This is a genomic window from Sanguibacter sp. Leaf3, from assembly GCF_001425965.1.
In the GTDB taxonomy this organism is placed as follows: domain Bacteria; phylum Actinomycetota; class Actinomycetes; order Actinomycetales; family Cellulomonadaceae; genus Sanguibacter; species Sanguibacter inulinus.
In genome coordinates, this window is sequence record NZ_LMRH01000002.1 from 334,879 (window position 1) to 352,714 (window position 17,836).

The following is a 17,836-nucleotide window of genomic DNA, read 5'->3' on the forward strand; positions in this document are numbered from 1 at the left end:
CATGTCGACCACCACAGCGTCTCAGACTGCCCTCGCCCCGGACCGCGTCCGCTCCTCCCGCCGCCGCTGGTGGCGCGAGGTCGGGTGGCGCTACATCGTGGGCGTGCTCGCGATCGCCTACGCCGGCTTCCCGATCCTCTACATCATCTCGGCCTCCGTCTCCGACGGTGGCACGCTGACAGGCTCGACCACGCTGTTCAGCACCTTCTCGACCGACAACTTCACCGCGCTCGGGGACACCCGGTTCTGGACCTGGGCCGTCAACACCCTGGTCATCGGCACAGTCACGGCGATCGCGACGGTGCTCATGGGCGCGGCCGCCGCGTACTCCTTCTCGCGCTTCCGCTTCAAGGGCCGACGTCTGGGCCTGACCAGCCTGCTGGTCATCCAGATGTTCCCGCAGGTGCTGGCCTTCGTGGCCGTGTTCCTGCTGCTCATCAGCCTCGGCGAGGTCGTCCCGCTGCTGGGCCTCAACTCCCGGGTCGCACTCATCATGGTGTACCTGGGTGGGGCGCTCGGCGTGAACACCTTCCTCATGTACGGGTTCTTCAACACGATCCCGGGTGAGCTCGACGAGGCCGCGAAGATCGACGGTGCGACCCACGCCCAGATCTTCTGGACGATCATCCTGCGCCTGGTTGCACCGATCCTCGCTGTCGTCGCGCTGCTGTCCTTCGTCGGGACCTTCTCCGACTTCCTGCTGGCCAAGCTGATCTTGCAGTCCGAGAAGAACTGGACTCTCGCGGTCGGTCTGTACCAGTGGGTCTCGGACCAGCTCTCGGCCAACTGGGGTCTGTTCGCGGCTGGCGCCGTGATCAGCGCGATCCCCGTCGTCGCTCTCTTCATCTTCCTGCAGAAGTACATCGTCTCCGGCCTGACGGCCGGCTCCGTCAAGGGATGACCGTGCCGCACCTCCTCGACCACCCGCACCACGACGGCTCGGCGCTCTACGTCTCGAACCAGACGCCGAGCCTGGGGGAGACGGTCACCGTGCGGGTGCGTGTCCCGCTCGCCTGCACCGAGCGCGGCATCCACCTGCGTGTCGTGCGGGACGGCGAGCCGCGCATGTCGGCCGCCGCGCTCGTGGAGACCACGGCGACAGACCGGTGGTACGAGGCCCAGGTGCTGGTGCACAACCCCGTGACGAGCTACAGGTTCTTCGTCGACGAGCCCGGTGGTTACCGCTGGCTCAACGGCAAGGGGCTCTTCGCGCGCGAGGTGCCCGACGTCTCGGACTTCAGGCTGACCGTCTACGACCCGGCGCCGTCGTGGATGACCGGGTCGCTCGTCTACCAGGTGTTCCCGGACCGCTTCGCACGGGGCATCGCCGAGAAGCCGACGCCTGCGTGGGCGCAGGACGCCGACTGGGGCGACGAGCCGATCGGCTCGGGCCCGGGCGTCGGGACCCAGCTGTACGGAGGTGACCTGCCCGGCATCGAGCAGCACCTCGACCACCTCGTCGACCTCGGCGTCGGCACGCTCTACCTCACACCCGTGTTCCCGGGGCGGTCCAACCACCGGTACGACGCGAGCAGCTTCGACCACGTCGACCCGCTGCTCGGCGGCGACGAGGCGCTCGTGTCGCTCTCGGCAGCCGTGCACGAGCGTGGCATGCGGATCATGGGCGACATCACCACGAACCACACGGGCGACGGGCACGAGTGGTTCGTCCGTGCGCAGGCCGACAGGTCCAGCCCCGAGGCGTCCTTCTACTACTGGCAGGACGCCGAGCCCGGCTACGTCGGCTGGCTCGAGCACGCCTCGCTGCCCAAGCTCGACTACACCTCGGAGGAGCTCGCGCGCCGGATGATCGAGGGTCCCGACTCCGTCATCGGTCGGTGGGTCGCCCAGCCCTTCGCCCTCGACGGCTGGCGGGTGGACGTGGCCAACATGACCGGCCGCTACGCCGACCAGGACATGACCCACGAGGTCGCCCGGACCGTGCGGCGCACGATGCAGGCCATCAACCCGGACGCCGTGCTCGTCTCCGAGCACTTCCACGACTCCGGCCTCGACATGATGGGCGACGGCTGGCACGCCAACATGAACTACTCGGCCTTCACCCGACCTGTGTGGTCCTGGGTGGTCGCCGAGGACAGCGAGGTGCCCGCGCTCGGGCTCCCCAGCACGCTGCCGCGCCGGTCCGGCCACGACATGGTGGCCGCCATGCGCGACTTCGACTCGGTCGTCCCGTGGAAGGTCGTCGCCTCGCAGTGGAACATGCTCGGCTCGCACGACACCCCGCGGCTTCGCTCCCTCGTCGGGAGCCTCGAGATGGTCGAGGTCGCGGCAGGGCTGCTGTTCACCTACCCGGGGACGCCGGTGGTCTTCGCCGGTGACGAGATCGGGGCCGAAGGGGTCAACGGCGAGCACGCGCGCGTCACCATGCCGTGGGACGAGCCCGAGCGCTGGGACGGCGACACCCTCGACGTGTACCGCCGCCTCGTCGCTCTGCGCAGGTCCAGCGTCGCGCTGCAGACCGGTGGTCTGCGCTGGGTCCTCGTCGAGGACGACGCCGTCGCGTTCCTGCGCGAGTCGCCTGAGGAGACCGTGCTCGTGCTCGTGGCCCGTGCGCCGTGGGGCGGGGCGGTGCTGCCTGAGGCCGTCGCTCCCGATGCACTGCCCGTGACCGTCTACGGTGACGTGCAGCTGGTCGGGGATGGCGACGGGTACAGGCTTCCCGGCGACGGTCCTGGTGTGCACGTGTGGCGGTTGCGCTAGCCGACGATCACGGGGCGTGCGCGGGCGTCGCCCGTGCGCGCCTCGCGTCGTTAGGCTTGTCTCGTGCCCCACACCACCGAACGTGAGACTGCCGAGTCCGGCTACACGCAGGCCGACCGTCTGCGCTGGGTCGACGAGGCGCCCAAGAGCAAGGCGCGGACCCCCTTCGAGCGGGACCGTGCGCGGCTCGTGCACTCGTCAGCGCTGCGACGGCTCGGTGCTAAGACGCAGGTGCTCGGCCCTGCCTCGGACGACTTCATCCGGACCCGCCTGACGCACACCCTCGAGGTCGCGCAGGTCGGGCGAGAGCTCGGCAAGGCCCTCGGGTGCGACCCTGACGTCGTCGACACAGCATGCCTAGCGCACGACCTCGGTCACCCGCCCTTCGGGCACAACGGCGAGCGGGCCCTGGCCGAGATCGCCAAGGACATCGGTGGCTTCGAGGGCAACGCCCAGACCCTGCGGCTCCTCACCCGGCTCGAGGGCAAGGTCTTCGCCGACGACGGCCGGGCCGTCGGTCTCAACCTCACGCGCGCCAGCCTGGACGCCTCGGTCAAGTACCCGTGGGCCTACAAGCAGGGGCCCCTGCGCCTCGACGGGCGACCGACCCACAAGTTCGGCGTGTATGCGGACGACATGCCGGTCTTCGAGTGGCTGCGCGAGGGGGCGCCTGAGGGCGTCAAGTGCCTCGAGGCGCAGGTCATGGACCTCGCCGACGACATCTCGTACTCCGTGCACGACGTCGAGGACGGGATCGTCGGCGGCCGCTTCGACCTCAAGATCCTCGAGGGCGACGAAGAGCGGGCTCGCGTCATCGACGCCGTGCAGACCTGGTACGGGCACCTCGTCTCGCCCGAGGGCCTGCGCGACGCGATCGACCGCCTCGACGCTGCCGGTCTGCTGGTGCAGGGCTTCGACGGGTCGCGCCGGGCGCTCGCGACGCTCAAGGACACCACGAGCCAGCTCATCGGGCGCTTCGCGAAGGCTGCCGAGCGTGCGACCCGGGCGCAGTACGGCGACGGTCCGCTCACCCGCTATGCGGCCATGCTGATCGTGCCTGAGGAGACCCTCGCCGAGATCCTCGTGCTCAAGGGGCTGGCCGTCGCGTACATCATGGCGCCGCGCGAGGGCGAGCCGCTGTACATCCACCAGCGCGAGCTCATCGCCGATCTCGTCGAGGTGCTGAGCGACCGGGCCCCCATCGCCCTCGAGCCGGCCTTCGCGATCGACTGGAAAGAGGCCGACGACGACGCCGCACGGTTGCGCGTCGTCGTGGACCAGGTGGCGTCGCTCACCGACGTCTCGGCAGCCCAGTGGCACGCTCGCCTCGTCCAGCCTGGGAAGCTCGACGACTGACGACTGACGACTGAGGACTTACGACTGACAGCGGACCGCGGTGGACTGGCGTCCGACGACTGACGGGTGACCGACCACAGGCCGCAGCTGCCGGGAGTCTCGCTGCTGGCGGCGTGAGACGGACGACTGACGGCTCAGAGACCGATGCTGAGCTCTGCGAGGACGCGGGTCAGACGCCCGACGAACTGTTCTGGCACCTCGACAGGCAGAGCGTCGACGGGCCACCAGGCGACGTCGTCGCTCTCGTCGCTGACCACCGGGACGCTGTCCGCGGGCGCGAACGCCACGTAGCCGACGTCCCAGTGAACGGCGCAGCGGCCGAAGCCGTCGCCGAGACTGTGCCGGTCCAGGTCGACCGGGACGAGGCCCGTGAGCTCGAGACCTGTCAGACCGCTCTCCTCGTGGGCCTCGCGCGCTGCTGCCGCAGCGACCGACCTGTCGCCGGGCTCGACGTGACCACCGAGCTGGACCCAGAACCGGCCCTTGCGGTGATAGCACAGCAGCACGTGCCGCAGGTCGGGGCTGAGCACGAAGGTGCTCGCGGTGAGGTGCTGGGGCGACGCGTCCCGGTCAGCGGTCCCGCCGCCGGCGAGATACGCGAGGTACTCGGTGCGCAGCACCTGGAGGTGCTCTGCGCGAGGTTCCCAGGACGTGAGGACGTCGGCGAGGGCGTCGGTGCGCGGGTCCGGCTGATGGGCGTCGCCTGCGACGTGGGTGGTCGGCGCCTCCGTGAGGGGAGCAGCGGTGGGGGACTCGTCGGGGTGGGTCGCGTTCACCCCAGGACACTACCTGCGCCGGCGTACCCCGCCGGGTCGAAGGTGCCGAAGCGCTCGCGGAACGTGAAGGCGAAGTCCGGCCACAGCAGTGTGAGGCGCCCGTTGCGGTCGTCGCGGTACCAGCTGGTGCAACCACCGGTGCGCCACACGGTGCCTTCCCCAGCCTCGTCGAGCCACGCGGAGTACTCCTCCTCGGCGGTGCGCGACACCTCGAGCACCCCGGAGGACCGCACGTGCTCGAGCGCCCCGAGGACGTGCTCGATCTGCGTCTCGATCATGAATACGGCCGAGTTGTGCCCGAGGCTCGCCTGCGGTCCGTTGATGACGAACAGGTTCGGGAACCCGTGCACGCTCGTCGACGCGTAGGCGCTCATCCCCGCGTCCCAGTGCTCGGCGAGCGTCCTGCCGTCCCGTCCGACCACACGCTCCGCCCACGGTGGCCGGGTCGACTCGAAGCCTGTGGCGAGCACCAGGACGTCGAGCTCGTGCTCGCTGCCGTCTTCGGCCACCACAGTGGACCCGTGCGCCTCCCGCAGGGCAGCCGGGACCACGGTGACGGTGCTCGACGCGACAGCGGGGTAGTAGTCGTCGGAGAGCAGCACGCGCTTGCAGCCGATCTCGTAGCCCGGGGTGAGGACTGCCCGCAGCGACTCGTCGGGCACCTGCTGGGCGAGGTGCCCGAGCGCGGTCGCCCGCAGGCGGTCGATGAAGCCCGGGACGGCGCGACGAGCTGCTAGACCCTGCTCCATGTCCCAGAACATCCGGGACCGCAGCCGTTCGACGGCACCCGGGACCCTGCTCAGACCCCGGCGCTCGGCGGGTGAGTACTGACGGTTCTCCCGCGGGACGACGTACGGAGCGCTGCGCTGGAACAGCACCACCGAGCCGGCGTCCCGGGCCACCTGCGGCAGGATCTGCACTGCAGACGCCCCGGACCCGACGATCCCGACGCGCTTCCCTGCCGTCTCGACGCTGTGGTCCCACCGGGCGGAGTGGAACACGGGCCCGTCGAAAGACCCCAGGCCAGGAGCTGCCGGGACACGCGGCTCGGACAGTCGCCCCGCGCAGACCACCACGGTGCGGCAGCTGTACGCGCCTGTCGTCGTCTCGACCGACCACCGCTGGACGTCGGCGTCCCACAGCATCGACAGGACCTCGGTACCGAGCCGCAGGTACGGGCCGAGGCCCTCGTCCTCGACAGCCTCGGTCAGGTACTTGCGGATCTCCTCGCCTGGCGCGAAGACCGCCGACCACTCCGCACGCGGCCTGAAGGAGTACGAGTAGAGGTGCGACGGTACGTCGCACCCGACCCCCGGGTAGTGGTTGTCCCGCCACGTACCGCCGACGCCGTCGCCGCGCTCGAGCACGACGAAGTCTGTGCGCCCGGACCGCAGGAGCCGGATGGCTGTCCCCAGACCAGCGAAGCCGGCGCCGACGACTACGGTCTCGACCTGCGTCACGGTCGCAGCGGTGCTCATACCTGGGCCACCTGGACAGGACCTGGCGCGAGTCGGCCGTCGACGAAGGCCTCGACGAGGGAGAGGACCTCGGCGGGACGTTCCGCGAGCAGCGCGTGACCGGCGTCGAGCTCCGCGTGGCGGATGTCGTCGAAGGTGCCGACCAGCTCCTGCGTGAGGGCGGGGGAGACGAGCGCGTCTGCTCGCCCGGTCACGACGAGGACCGGGGCTGCCACGTGCACGTGGCGCAGATCGACGGAGCGTGCCCACGCCAGGCGTCGGCCGGTGAGCTCGTCTGCTGGGAGGAGAGGAGGCGCCGCACCGCTCGGAGCCGACGGGCTCAGCAGCAGGAGACGTGCGACGGCATCGAGAAGGTCCGGGGTGCGCTCGCGGACGGCGAGCAGGTGGTCGAGGGCGTCTCGGAGACGGTCGTCCGGCGCGAGCCACCCGCCGAGCAGGACCAGCCCGGTCACACGCGGGTCGGCCGCAGCGACGGCCGTCGTGACGAGCGCACCGAAGGACGAGCCGACGAGGACGATCGGGTGGGCGCCGTCGTCCTCCTGCTCTCCGATCCCGCCGTCGTGCTGGTGGCGCTGGTCGGCGAGGTCGTCGATCGTGCGGCGGACGTGCTCGACCTGCGCGTCGAAGGAGACACCAGCAGCCTCTGTCGAGAGGTCGACGGTGACCACAGGGCCGCGGCGAGCCAGCATCGGGTGCACGAAGGCGTAGTCGTCAGGGCTCCCGGAGAACCCGGGCACCAGGACGACCGTGCTCGGCCGAGGGCTCGCCATCACGGCAGGCGTGCCCCGCTGATGAGGTCGGTGCGCTCGCGGTCCGCGGGCACGGCGACTCCTGCGCCGCCGTCTCCTCCGTGTGCCCCGGTGCCGGCCGAGCCAGCTGCGCCAGCCTCTCGAGCGGCGTCTGCCCCGCGTACTGTTGCCGGATCCTGGTCCGCAGAGGCAGCCCCAGACGTGGAGACGGAGGGCGTGGTGACCGGACCGTAGTCCGTCGTGCGCTGACGGACCGGGCGACCGATCTCGTCGGCGAGACGGGCAACGTCGGATCGGTCCAGTGCCCTGTAGGCCTCTGCACCAGCCTCGGGGTGGAGCGTGCCGTCGAGCAGCAGCCCGCCGAGGTCGTTCGCCCCGCCGAGCAGCAGCGTCTGGCTCGTGCGCATGCCGAGCTTGGTCCACGCCGTCTGGATGTTGTCGATCCGACCGGTGAGGACGAGGCGCGCGACAGCGTGCAGCGCGCGTGTCTCGCGCAGCGTCGGCCCGCCTCTCGTCCCGGTGACGCCCGGGGCGTCCAGCGGGACGAAGGGCATCGCGATGAGCTCGGTGAACCCGCCCGTCGCGTCCTGCAGCGCGCCGAGACGACGCAGGTGCGCCAGCTGCTGCTCGGGCGACTCGACGTGCCCGTAGACGATCGTCGCGGTCGACCGCAGCCCCGCCCCGTGGGCTGTCGTGATGGACCGCTCCCACTGCTCGACCGTGAGGACCGACGGACCACCGAGCACCTCACGGACGCGCTGGTCGAGCACGAAGGCACCTGTACCCGGCACGGTGTCGACCCCGGCTGCTCGCAGCGCAGCGAGGAACTCCGCGAGCGAGAGCCCGAGCCGTGCCGCGCCCTCGTGCACCTCGGGTGGTCTGAAGGCGTGCAGGTGCATCTCCGGTGCCTGGGCGCGGATCGCCTCGACCAGGTCGAGGTAGTCGTAACCGGGTCCGCCGCTCACGGCGCCCTGCGCGCAGATCTCTGTCGCGCCGAGCGAGCGTGCCTCGGCGACGAGGGCACCCACCCGCTCGACCGTCAGACGGTCTGGGGAGAACAGCGACGCGTCGATGTTGCGGTTGGCGACGAAGGTCACGTCGTCACCGACGGTCTCGCGACGGACCTCGTCGGCGAGGGCCGCGAGGGCGTCGAGGTCGGCTCCGTCCGCCTCGAGCAGCAGGAGATAGTCGTCGTCCGACAGGCCTGCAGGCGCGCTCGCGGCCCGGGAGAGGGCATCGGCGACAGCGGGGCTGAGTGCGGCTGTCGACGCGCGGGTCGCCAGGACAGGGGTGACCCGTGGGTCGAAGGGCCGACCGACGACGGGCGCGTCCTCGATCGCGAGGAAGGTCTCGGGGTCGACGAGAGGGTCGAGGTGCGGGCGGATGCGGTCGTCGACCCACGTGCTGGCGTCGGCGAGATACGGCGGGTGGGCCGTGAGGCGTTCGCGCAGGTCGAAACCGGCGGTCGCGGTCAGCGCCGCGAGGTCGCCGATGTGCGGCCAGGGACGCTCAGGGTTGACGTGGTCGGCGGTGAGCGGGCTGACGCCGCCCCAGTCGTCGATCCCGGCGCGGACGAGCAGCCCGAGCTCGTGCGGGTCGGTGAGGTTCGGCGGTGCCTGGACCGTCGCGTCAGGACCCATGATCACACGTGCCACGGCGACCGCAGCGATGTACTCCTGGAGCTCGAGGTCGGAGTCGTTCTGCATCGCGGTGCGCGGCTTGGCGCGGAAGTTCTGGACGATCGTCTCCTGGATGTGCCCGTACCGCTCGTGCGACGCACGGATCGCGAAGAGCGCCTCGGCGCGGTCGGCGTCGTCCTCGCCGATGCCGAGCAGCACACCGGTGGTGAAGGGGACCTTCGAACGACCCGCGTCCTCGAGCACGCGCAGCCGCAGCGCCGGGTCCTTGTCCGGGGAGCCGTAGTGCACGCCGCCCTTCTCCGACCACAGACGGGTCGCGGTCGTCTCGAGCATCATGCCCATCGAGGGTGCGACAGGCCGCAGCCGCTGGAGCTCGGCCCACGACATGACCCCGGGGTTGAGGTGGGGGAGCAGACCGGTCTCCTCGAGGACCAGGACAGCCATGGCCCGGACGTACTCGAGGGTCGAGCCGTAGCCGTGCTCGTCGAGCCACTCTCGCGCCGACGGCCAGCGGTCCTCCGGACGGTCACCGAGGGTGAAGAGAGCTTCCTTGCAGCCGAGCGCGGCGCCGGCGCGCGCCACGGCGAGGATGTCCTCGGGCTCCATGAAGGACTGCTCACCCGAGGCGCGCAGGCTCCCGGGCGTCTCGACGAACACGCAGTAGTGGCAGCGGTCCCTGCACAGCTTGGTGAGCGGGACGAAGACCTTCTTCGAGTACGTGATGATGCCAGCGCGACCGTTGCGCTCGAGACCCTCGTCGCGGATCCGCGAGGCCAGGACGAGCAGCCGTTCGAGGTCGTCGCCGCGCGCGCCGAGCAGCAGGGCAGCGTCTGCCTGCGTCGTCGTGCCGGTCTGCTCGGCCCGGTCCAGGGCTCCGCTGATCGCCTCGCACGTCATGTGTCCTCCGCTCCCGGGCGCGCCCGGCCTTCTCTGTCTGTCGTGCTGCCGGCGGGCCGCGGCGGGCACCTGATCGCGGCCTGTGACGACCGCTCCAGAGCACTCGGGAAGGCTCTGGGCAGGTGCCTGCGACGGCGAGGGCAGCTCTGAGCGACTGTACCTGCGCCGACGTGCCGAGGTCGGACGAGAAGAAGGCCCTGTGGACTCAGCGCGATGTGCACAAGGAGGGCGCGAGCCGGAGCGAGGGCTGTGCTGCCCCGCGAGCGTAGACGTCTCTCCGGGCAGGCGCGGAAGCTCGAAGGGCCGGACGTGCGTTCCAGCCGCGTCCACAGGGGAACTTGGACGCCCCGGCGTCCACAGGCCGCAGCAACGAGGTCATCCGGAGCGTCGGGGACGCCTAGACTCGACGACGTGGCTGGTCTCATCAAACGCGAAGACGTGGACGCTGTCCGTGACAAGGCGCGCATCGAGGAGATCGTCGGCGAGCAGGTCACCCTGCGTCCCGCCGGCGTGGGCTCCATGAAGGGCCTGTGCCCCTTCCACGACGAGCGCTCCCCGTCGTTCCACGTGCGCCCCCAGGTGGGCCGGTGGCACTGCTTCGGCTGCAACGAGGGCGGCGACGTCATCTCCTTCGTGCAGAAGATCGACGGGCTCGGGTTCTCCGAGGCTGTCGAGTACCTGGCCGGTCGTGTCGGCATCCAGCTCCGCTACGAAGAGGGCAGCGGCCCGCGTCGCACCGAAGAGCCGGGCAAGCGCCAGCGCCTGCTCGAGGCCAACCGCATCGCCGGGGCCTTCTTCGCCGAGCAGCTGCTCAGCCCCGAGGCGGCCGCCGGCCGCGCCTTCCTCGCCGAGCGCAGCTTCGACCGCAACGACGCGCTGCACTTCGGCATCGGCTACGCCCCCAAGGGCTGGGACGGGCTCCTCAAGCACCTGCGCGGCAAGGGTTTCACCGAGGCCGAGCTCACGGCCTCCGGTCTGGTCAGCCAGGGGAACCGCGGGATCTACGACCGCTTCCGGGGCAGGCTCATCTGGCCGATCCGCGACGTCACCGGCGAGACCATCGGCTTCGGAGCACGCAAGCTGTACGACGAGGACCAGGGCCCCAAGTACCTCAACACCCCGGAGACCGCGCTCTACAAGAAGTCGCAGGTCCTCTACGGCATCGACCTCGCCAAGCGCGACATCGCCAAGAACAAGCAGATCGTCGTCGTCGAGGGGTACACCGACGTCATGGCCGCGCACCTGTCAGGGGTGACCACAGCGGTCGCGACCTGCGGCACGGCCTTCGGCTCCGACCACGTGCGCTTCGCGCGTCGCCTCGTCGGCGACACCAGCGCTGGCGGCGGCGTCCAGCTCGCCGGGGGTGGCTCCTCGGGTGGCGAGATCATCTTCACCTTCGACGGAGACGCCGCCGGGCAGAAGGCCGCCATGCGCGCCTTCGGCGAAGACCAGAAGTTCTACGCGCAGACCTTCGTCGCCGTCGAGCCCTCCGGCATGGACCCCTGCGACCTGCGCCAGGCTCGCGGCCCCCAGGCCGTCCAGGCTCTTGTCGAAGGACGCCAGCCGCTCTTCGAGTTCGTCATCAAGACCACCCTCGCGACCTACGACCTCGACACGGCCGAGGGGCGGGTCGCAGCACTGCGGGCCGCCGCGCCGGTCGTCGCAGGAATCCGGGACACTGCCCTGCGCCCCGAGTACGCGCGCATGCTCGCCGGGTGGCTGGGCATGGACGGAGAGTCTGTGCTGCGCGCCGTCCAGTCCGCCGGCCGCGGTCAGGGCGGGCAGAGCTCACAGCAGCGAGGCAACGACCGTGGCCGCCCGTCGGGCACCGAGCAGAGCGGCGACGGTGGCTCACGTCTGCCCGGAGCCGACACCGGCGACGGGTTCCAGCGGCCGAGCCAGTCCGACCCGATCGCCCGCCTCGAGCGCCAGACCCTCGAGGTGATCCTCCAGTACCCCCACCACATCCCGGCTGCTGCTGTCGACGACCTCCCCGGCGACGCCTTCACCGTGCCTGCCTGGCGAGCCGTCCACGAGGCGATCCGCGCGGCTGGCGGGCTGGCGACCGCCGCTCAGCGTCAGGACTCCGAGTGGGTCGGCCTGATCACCGAAGAGTGCTCGCCACCCGTGCTCGCCCTCGTCAACGAGCTCTCGGTCGCGCCCCTGCCCGAAGACCGCCCCGGGGCGATCGACGACTACGTCCAGGGCGTCGTCCGGGCCTTCGTCGAGCTCGGCATCACGCGCAAGATCGGCAACGCCCGCAGCCGTCTCCAGCGCCTTGACCCCGTCGCCGAGGCTGAGGCCTACAACCAGGCCTTCACCGACCTGCTCACCCTCGAGCAGCAGCGCCGCGAGATCCGCGAGCAGGGTGCCCGGGACTGACGCGCGTTCTCCCGAGGTCGTCGGGAAGGGTTCGGCCTCGTCAGGACAGGCACGGCCTCTTCCAGACAGGTGTGACCGAGCGGATGTGCAGACCCTTCGCAGGCACGACACCGACTCTCCCGAGCCCCTGTCGACGGCCCTCGTAGCCTCGCGCCATGACCCAGCCACACCCGGGGGGCCCGCTTGCCCTCACGCCCGACGCCGACAAGAGACCGGACAGGACGCCGACCCGGACCTGGACACGGAAGTCCGCCCGTACCCGCGTGCTGGGCGTCACGGCGCTCCTGGTCGTGTGCGCCGCCGGTCTCGGCCTCGCCTGGGCACTGCGCGGACCCAGCAGCGAGCTTGCCCGGAGCATCGCCCCGACGACTGCAGGGATCTGGGGTGCTGACCGCCTAGCCGAGATCCTCGTGATCGTGCTGGGCCTGGTTGCTGTCACCGTCGGGTGGCGTGCACTGCATTCCGGCGTCCACTCTGCAGCGCTCGCGGTCTCCGGCGCGGTCGGGGTCGTCGCGGCCTACGCCGCCAGCGAAGGGATCAAGGCCGTCGTCGCGGCGGACCGTGTGTGCAGGGACATCACGGCGGTCGACTGCCCGGCCCCGGGGGACTGGGGCTTCCCCAGCAACCACACGGTCGTCGCCGTGGCGGGTGCGACGGCGATCCTGCTCCTCGAGCGTCGGTGGCCTCCAGCAGCGCGCTGGGCTGTCGTGGCGCTCGCCGCGGGCGCGGGTGCAGGACGTGTGCTCCAAGGCGTCCACGCGCCGCACGAGGTCATCGTGGTCGTGCTGCTGCTCACGCCTGTCGTCGAGCGGGTTGGTCTGGGTCTCAGTACCCGTCAGCTCGTTCGATGACGTTGCGGAGCTCCGCGATCACCTGGAGCCTGTCGACCTCTCGTGCATGGCTGAGCATGGTCACCGCAGCCTCGAGCGCGATGAAACCCCCGAAGAACACCGTGCTGGTGTCCGGGGTCGGGGTGATGAACGACTCGAGGCCCGACATCGCCGTGGCGATCCCGAGCACCGAGGCGTCGTGGTCGCTGTCCTTGGCGGTCAGCGCGTCGAGGTAGACCGTGCTGGCCTTCAACGGGTCACTGGCGCTCATGGGCCGACAGTAGCCGTGGCTCGCGGAGCACGACAGGCGAGACAGAGGTGAGAGGGAGGTGAGATCGGGGTGATGTCGGGGTGAGAGTGTGACGACGGCCCGTCCCAGCACAGACGTCCCACACTTCGAGGCCACGAGGGGGAGGTGACGGCCACTGGTCTAGCCTCCCGGCATGACGACGACAGGCCTGGCCAGAGGATGGAACGACGCGACGACCTACGCACGGACCTTCGGGCGGCTGTGCGACGGGACGATCGACCCGATCCTCGACGAGGTCGAGCCCTCCGGCGGCAGGTTGCTGGACGTCGGCACGGGGCCTGGGCGTCTGCCGCTGGCAGCGGCCGGGAGGGGATGGGACGTCACAGCCGTCGACCCCGAGGCACAGATGCTCGCGATCGCGTCGGTGACCGCTCCTGCCGCGACGTGCATCGAGGCGGCGCTGCCTGATCTGCCCTTCCACGACGACAGCTTCGACGCCGTGGTCGCCGGATATGTGGTCAACCATCTCCGTGACCCACGAGCAGGTGTCGCGGAGATGGTCAGGGTGCTGCGTCCCGGTGGTGATCTCGCTGTGACGATCTGGCCCTCCGAGCTCACGGCGATGAACGCGATGTGGGCCGAGGTCGTGGAGCGCGCAGGCGTCGAGCGGCCTGCGTCGACCGCGACGCCCGCGCGGGACGACTTCGCCCGTACCGAGGACGGGCTCACCCAGCTGCTGGCCGGGGCCGGGCTGGAGGCCGAGGCGCACGTGGTGACCTGGGACTTCGAGATGGACGCAGATCTGCTGTGGACAGGGGTCGAGGCAGGGATCGCGGCCATCGGCGCGACCTATCTGGCGCAGGACGACCGCGGACGCTCAGCGATGCGCGCCGCCTACCGAGAGATCGTCGACGCGAGGTTCGGGACGGCTCCGCTCCGTCTGGCCTCGCGTGCGCTCCTGGGGCGAGGGACACGCCGCTGAGAGAACGCGATGGTGACCAAAGCCACTCGGGGCAGTGTCGCGGTGGTGACTCCGGCGCCGTTCTGACCTCACCATAGGGCCGATGCTCGGCGGACACGACGAAGGCCCTTGATCAGCAGTGCTGCTGATCAAGGGCCTTCTGTGTGGCTCCCGCGACTGGACTCGAACCAGTGACCGTCCGATTAACAGTCGGATGCTCTGCCAACTGAGCTACGCGGGATCGACCGGAGAAAACACTACCAGGCTTCAGGTGGTGCTCCTGACGCCGACCTCAGACGGGCCAGCGCGGACCGCACCGCGGCCTGGGCGAGCGGGGCAGACAGGTCTGCTCCCGCGTCTCCGACGACCTGGGTGAGCAGGTTGCCGACGTGATCTTTGCGCACGGCGACACGTGCGGTCAAACCGGCGCCCAGAGGAACCGTCTCCGACATCACGACCGAGGCCTGGACCCGCTCCCGGAAGACCCGCATCAGGGAGGTCTTCGTGGGTTCGGCGATGCGCAGCCGGAGCGGGGCGTGGCCGTCGACCCACGTGACCGTCAGGGTCGACGACTCGGGGTCCCACGAGCCACGATCGACGTCGCACCACGTGCACGAGGCGGTCGAGGTGCCGTCGGACCGGATCAGCGAGGCGCTGGTGGCCACCGCCCACGATCCGTCGTCGAGGCGACCGTGGGCGAGGACGCGGTCTGCCCGGTCGAGGCTGAGCGCAGCGCGCACGTCGGGCGGGAGCTTCTCGGAACGCGACAGGAGGCCCATCGAGCCACCGTAGCGCGCTGGAGAGTGCAGAGAGTGCTGTGTGAGCCGTCGACAGCGAGGGTGGCGCGATCTCGACGCCACCCACGCTGTCGATGATCAGGAGGTACGTGCTTGCTGACGGATTCGCGTGGCGAAGTCGTTCAGGACGTCGAACTGGCGGTCGTTCACCCCGACATTGGGCCCGCCGAAGGTATCTCCAAGGACGGTGTCGAACTCGGGCGAGGGGATGTGGACGAATGCTCCTGTCGAGATGTCGACGAAGTACTTCTTCCCGGTGCGTGCGTCGACGATGCGGGCGGGACCAGCCATGAGTGTCTCCTCGATAGGTTGTGTGACGACCCCTCCTGCGACGAGGGCTGCTGCAGCCGCGGCTTGTGCCGCGGTTCCGTTGATCTCGAAGTGCATGCCGTCGAGATAGGCGGCAGTAAAGTTCCCACCCCAGTAGACGACCCCTGAGGTCTCTGAGCAGATCTTGTTGATGGTGGCAACCTGGGCGGCGGTGAAACCCGTCGGCTGCTTGTACGGGTGCTTGAAGCCGTTGATGTCTATGGCGGTGCCCGACCTGTGGTTCGAGGTCGGGATACCTCCAGAGGCGGCGTTGTCCTTCTGTGTCCTGTGACCGCTCATGGTCACGATCGGCTCGACCCTGGCGTGGAACTGGTTCGCGACGTACGACAGAAGTGTCGCGACCGATCCAGCACGGACGAGCGCAAACCGATCTCCGGCCTGGATGGACCGCAGGAGCGGGTCACCGGCGTTGTCGATGTAGGGCCAGGTGTTCTGGGAGCTGCCCGCTGCGGCTGCTGTGGGCGCAAAGGTTGCTGTGAGCGCACCGATGCCGCTGAGGGCAGCGAGGGTCCCTGCTCCTTTGAGGGCTTGCCTGCGCGTCAGTCCGCCGTGGAGAGGGGGAATGGGTGGATCAGTCACTCGGTAGGTCTCCGAATCTCAGGACGCCAGTCCCGCCTCTGTGCTCGAGCGTCCAGAACGCGAGGCCGGCTGGCTGGAGGAGCGAGCGCCTCGCCTCGAGATCCGATGTCGCGAGAGAGACGGCCGTGGACAAGAGATATTCGTGCCCTCTGTGGCGGCGCCCCCCGTGGCGAGTTTCCTTGGCGAGAAAGGGGCGTCGAGAAATGACGGTGCGCGTGCAGACGCGCATCGTGGCTACTCACGTTTCCCCTGCTTGTGGCCCTGATTGCACGACCGTAGCGTCGTCGGTCGAGGGAATCAAGGGACCACGATGCTCGACTTATGTCGGGACTCGTTCCCTGCGCCTTCTCGTCATCCAACAATCGAGAATGATGATCTCAGGCCTGAGTGCACTGTTCTCCGGCTCACGCAAGGTCTGAGAAGTGCTCGATCCACCTCGAACCGCGAGCCTATGGCTGTCTGCCTGCAGTGGGCCCGCCGCGCAGGTCCGTGCGCGTCGGCGAAGAGTGCTGCGCAGATGGTGCTGAGCGCGCGCGGCTCGAGCTCGACCACGCGCTCGGTGCCCCGTGCCGGGCTTGAACCGGCGACCAGCCGATTATGAGTCGGACGCTCTGACCATCTGAGCTAACGGGGCTCGCGCACGATCCTAGCGGGCGGGTGCAGGAGTCGGCGCAGGTCGGCGGGTGCGTGGTGCGCGGTCCGCCGGGCGTGGGCTCGCCGTGGACAGGGCTGGACGGCGTCCGCTCGCGAGATGGCGGCGGCATCGCTGGGGACGCGCCGATGCGCGCGGTCAGTGATGCAGACGTCGGTGCTGTCGTGGGAAGATACAGCCATGGCTATCCGAGAGATCCGCGTCGTCCCCGACCCCGTGCTCCGCACCCCGTGCGAAGAGATCACGACGATCGACGACAGGGTCAGGGGCCTCGTCGAGGACCTCCTCGACACCGTGAACGACGACGGGCGCGCAGGCCTCGCCGCGAACCAGATCGGTGTCAGCCTCCGGGCGTTCTCGTGGAACATCGACGACGAGATCGGCTACGTGCTGAACCCGAAGATCGTCGAGCTGTCCGAGGACGAGTACCAGGACGGCGACGAGGGCTGCCTCTCGGTCCCCGGTCTCTGGTACCCGACCGAGCGCGCCTGGTACACCCGCGTCGAGGGGACGGACCTCGACGGCAACAAGGTCGTCGTCGAGGGCACGGAGCTCATGGCGCGCTGCCTGCAGCACGAGGTCGACCACCTCGACGGCTACCTCTACCTAGACCGCCTGGACAAGGCCGTCCGGAAGAAGGCGATGCGCGCGCTCCGCGAGTCGCTCTGACATCTCCGCCGGACCCGGCCAGCACCCAGTGCACGCAGACCGTCGTGTGACGCTGGCGTCGGCCGGCAAGCCTGGCGCGCTCTGTGCACAGGGCGCGCCGCCCTGCTGGTCAACCGCGGGTCCGTGAGGCATGATGTCCTCAGCAGTACATATATGTCGTGGAGCATGTGACTTCTCGTCCAGATGCTCGAGGTCGTTGGGGAAGACGAATCTCGACTCTAGGAGGGACACACATGGCTGGTGCCATCACCCGCGGCGTGCTTTTTGTGCATTCATCACCGCGCGCGCTCTGCCCGCACCTGGAGTGGGCGGCGAGCAACGTCCTCGACTCCAGTGTGTCTTTCGACTGGATCGAGCAGCCTGCTGCGCCCGGACTCTTCAGGTCCGAGTACTCGTGGCAGGGCCCCCAGGGCACGGGTTCGCGCATCGCCTCGGCGCTGCGCGGATGGACTCACCTGCGCTACGAGGTCACTGAGGAGGCCAGCCCTGGCGTCGACGGGTCACGCTGGAGCCACACCCCTGAGCTCGGCATCTTCCATGCTGCGACCGACGCTCACGGGAACGTCGTCGTGCCCGAAGACCGCATCCGTGCGGCCCTCGTGCACGCTCACGACCCGCACCGTCTGCAGGAAGAGCTCGGCCTCGCGCTGGGCCAGGCCTGGGACGACGAGCTCGAGCCCTTCCGCTACGCCGGTGCCGGTGCACCGGTCCGCTGGTTGCACCGCGTCGGCTGACGCACGCGGCCCGGGAGGGCGTCATCGCTAGCGCT

General features: G+C 69.8%; 15 protein-coding genes and 2 tRNA genes. 8 read left to right on the top strand and 9 right to left on the bottom strand.

Going from position 1 to position 17,836, the window contains the following annotated elements:
• The first annotated feature begins 1 nt into the window (after position 1).
• The 3 genes from ASG53_RS08930 to ASG53_RS08940 all read left to right on the top strand — a co-directional run bounded on the left by ASG53_RS08930 (position 2) and on the right by ASG53_RS08940 (position 4,077).
• Positions 2-901 carry a sugar ABC transporter permease gene (locus ASG53_RS08930; RefSeq protein ID WP_056131700.1) on the top strand — a complete coding sequence of 300 codons (900 nt, stop codon included), beginning with the start codon at positions 2-4 and terminating at the stop codon, positions 899-901.
• Positions 898-2,721, top strand: coding sequence for a glycoside hydrolase family 13 protein (locus ASG53_RS08935; RefSeq protein ID WP_056131703.1), 1,824 nt, complete (start codon positions 898-900; stop codon positions 2,719-2,721). The genes ASG53_RS08930 and ASG53_RS08935 overlap by 4 nt, the downstream gene beginning before the upstream one ends.
• Before the next feature lie 63 nt (positions 2,722-2,784).
• Complete coding sequence (locus tag ASG53_RS08940; RefSeq protein WP_056131707.1) at positions 2,785-4,077, top strand: deoxyguanosinetriphosphate triphosphohydrolase; 1,293 nt, start codon at positions 2,785-2,787, stop codon at positions 4,075-4,077.
• Between the two features lie 134 nt (positions 4,078-4,211).
• Here ASG53_RS08940 and ASG53_RS08945 read toward each other — a convergent pair whose 3' ends face one another.
• Genes ASG53_RS08945 through cofG form a run of 4 tightly spaced genes read right to left on the bottom strand, consistent with a single transcriptional unit; the run spans position 4,212 to position 9,617 of the window.
• Positions 4,212-4,853 (bottom strand): NUDIX hydrolase, encoded by a 642-nt coding sequence (locus ASG53_RS08945; RefSeq protein WP_082543933.1) that lies wholly within the window; start codon positions 4,851-4,853, stop codon positions 4,212-4,214.
• Entirely contained in the window at positions 4,850-6,331 is a 1,482-nt protein-coding gene (locus ASG53_RS08950; RefSeq protein ID WP_056131709.1) for a flavin-containing monooxygenase, read from the bottom strand. The genes ASG53_RS08945 and ASG53_RS08950 overlap by 4 nt, the downstream gene beginning before the upstream one ends.
• Positions 6,328-7,101 carry an alpha/beta fold hydrolase gene (locus tag ASG53_RS08955; RefSeq protein WP_056131712.1) on the bottom strand — a complete coding sequence of 258 codons (774 nt, stop codon included), beginning with the start codon at positions 7,099-7,101 and terminating at the stop codon, positions 6,328-6,330. Before ASG53_RS08955 ends, ASG53_RS08950 begins: the two co-directional genes overlap by 4 nt.
• Positions 7,101-9,617 (bottom strand): 7,8-didemethyl-8-hydroxy-5-deazariboflavin synthase CofG, encoded by a 2,517-nt coding sequence (cofG, locus tag ASG53_RS08960; RefSeq protein WP_235533886.1) that lies wholly within the window; start codon positions 9,615-9,617, stop codon positions 7,101-7,103. Before cofG ends, ASG53_RS08955 begins: the two co-directional genes overlap by 1 nt.
• A 411-nt stretch (positions 9,618-10,028) precedes the next feature.
• Between cofG and dnaG the strand changes: the two genes are divergently transcribed.
• Together dnaG and ASG53_RS08970 are read left to right on the top strand one after the other, a co-directional pair.
• Entirely contained in the window at positions 10,029-11,999 is a 1,971-nt protein-coding gene (dnaG, locus tag ASG53_RS08965; RefSeq protein WP_056131715.1) for a DNA primase, read from the top strand.
• Positions 12,000-12,154: 155 nt separating this feature from the next.
• Positions 12,155-12,850: a phosphatase PAP2 family protein gene (locus tag ASG53_RS08970; RefSeq protein WP_082543934.1), complete on the top strand. Its 696-nt coding sequence runs from the start codon at positions 12,155-12,157 to the stop codon at positions 12,848-12,850.
• Here ASG53_RS08970 and ASG53_RS08975 read toward each other — a convergent pair.
• On the bottom strand, positions 12,825-13,100 hold the full coding sequence (locus ASG53_RS08975; RefSeq protein ID WP_156382727.1) for a hypothetical protein: 276 nt from the start codon (positions 13,098-13,100) through the stop codon (positions 12,825-12,827). The two genes, ASG53_RS08970 and ASG53_RS08975, sit on opposite strands and share 26 nt — an antisense overlap.
• Before the next feature lie 172 nt (positions 13,101-13,272).
• Here ASG53_RS08975 and ASG53_RS08980 point away from each other — a divergent pair, with 172 nt between their 5' ends.
• On the top strand, positions 13,273-14,061 hold the full coding sequence (locus tag ASG53_RS08980) for a methyltransferase domain-containing protein (protein WP_056131723.1): 789 nt from the start codon (positions 13,273-13,275) through the stop codon (positions 14,059-14,061).
• A 144-nt stretch (positions 14,062-14,205) separates the two neighbouring features.
• Here the strand turns inward: ASG53_RS08980 and ASG53_RS08985 are convergent.
• The 4 genes from ASG53_RS08985 to ASG53_RS09000 form a co-directional block, all read right to left on the bottom strand.
• Positions 14,206-14,281, bottom strand: a tRNA-Asn gene (locus ASG53_RS08985).
• 16 nt (positions 14,282-14,297) lie between these two features.
• Positions 14,298-14,819, bottom strand: coding sequence for a hypothetical protein (locus tag ASG53_RS08990; protein WP_056131726.1), 522 nt, complete (start codon positions 14,817-14,819; stop codon positions 14,298-14,300).
• A 96-nt stretch (positions 14,820-14,915) separates the two neighbouring features.
• The gene (locus ASG53_RS08995; protein WP_056131730.1) at positions 14,916-15,746 is read right to left on the bottom strand and encodes a M15 family metallopeptidase; all 831 of its coding nucleotides are present in this window, start codon (positions 15,744-15,746) and stop codon (positions 14,916-14,918) included.
• A 560-nt stretch (positions 15,747-16,306) separates the two neighbouring features.
• Positions 16,307-16,380 (bottom strand) — tRNA-Ile (locus ASG53_RS09000).
• A gap of 198 nt (positions 16,381-16,578) precedes the next feature.
• Between ASG53_RS09000 and def the strand changes: the two genes are divergently transcribed.
• Both def and ASG53_RS09010 read left to right on the top strand, forming a co-directional pair.
• Positions 16,579-17,067 carry a peptide deformylase gene (def, locus tag ASG53_RS09005; RefSeq protein ID WP_056131733.1) on the top strand — a complete coding sequence of 163 codons (489 nt, stop codon included), beginning with the start codon at positions 16,579-16,581 and terminating at the stop codon, positions 17,065-17,067.
• 233 nt (positions 17,068-17,300) lie between these two features.
• Positions 17,301-17,801: a DUF3145 domain-containing protein gene (locus ASG53_RS09010; protein WP_056131735.1), complete on the top strand. Its 501-nt coding sequence runs from the start codon at positions 17,301-17,303 to the stop codon at positions 17,799-17,801.
• The last annotated feature ends 35 nt before the right edge of the window (positions 17,802-17,836 follow it).

Excerpts from the sequence above, each read along its gene's own strand:
- ASG53_RS08930 (WP_056131700.1), top strand. The coding sequence starts at position 2 with ATGTCGACCACCACAGCGTCTCAGACTGCCCTCGCCCCGGACCGCGTC.
- ASG53_RS08935 (WP_056131703.1), top strand. The coding sequence starts at position 898 with ATGACCGTGCCGCACCTCCTCGACCACCCGCACCACGACGGCTCGGCG.
- ASG53_RS08950 (WP_056131709.1), bottom strand. The coding sequence starts at position 6,331 with ATGAGCACCGCTGCGACCGTGACGCAGGTCGAGACCGTAGTCGTCGGC.
- ASG53_RS08955 (WP_056131712.1), bottom strand. The coding sequence starts at position 7,101 with ATGGCGAGCCCTCGGCCGAGCACGGTCGTCCTGGTGCCCGGGTTCTCC.
- cofG (WP_235533886.1), bottom strand. The coding sequence starts at position 9,617 with ATGACGTGCGAGGCGATCAGCGGAGCCCTGGACCGGGCCGAGCAGACC.
- ASG53_RS08970 (WP_082543934.1), top strand. The coding sequence starts at position 12,155 with ATGACCCAGCCACACCCGGGGGGCCCGCTTGCCCTCACGCCCGACGCC.
- ASG53_RS08975 (WP_156382727.1), bottom strand. The coding sequence starts at position 13,100 with ATGAGCGCCAGTGACCCGTTGAAGGCCAGCACGGTCTACCTCGACGCG.
- ASG53_RS08980 (WP_056131723.1), top strand. The coding sequence starts at position 13,273 with ATGACGACGACAGGCCTGGCCAGAGGATGGAACGACGCGACGACCTAC.
- ASG53_RS08990 (WP_056131726.1), bottom strand. The coding sequence starts at position 14,819 with ATGGGCCTCCTGTCGCGTTCCGAGAAGCTCCCGCCCGACGTGCGCGCT.
- def (WP_056131733.1), top strand. The coding sequence starts at position 16,579 with ATGGCTATCCGAGAGATCCGCGTCGTCCCCGACCCCGTGCTCCGCACC.
- ASG53_RS09010 (WP_056131735.1), top strand. The coding sequence starts at position 17,301 with ATGGCTGGTGCCATCACCCGCGGCGTGCTTTTTGTGCATTCATCACCG.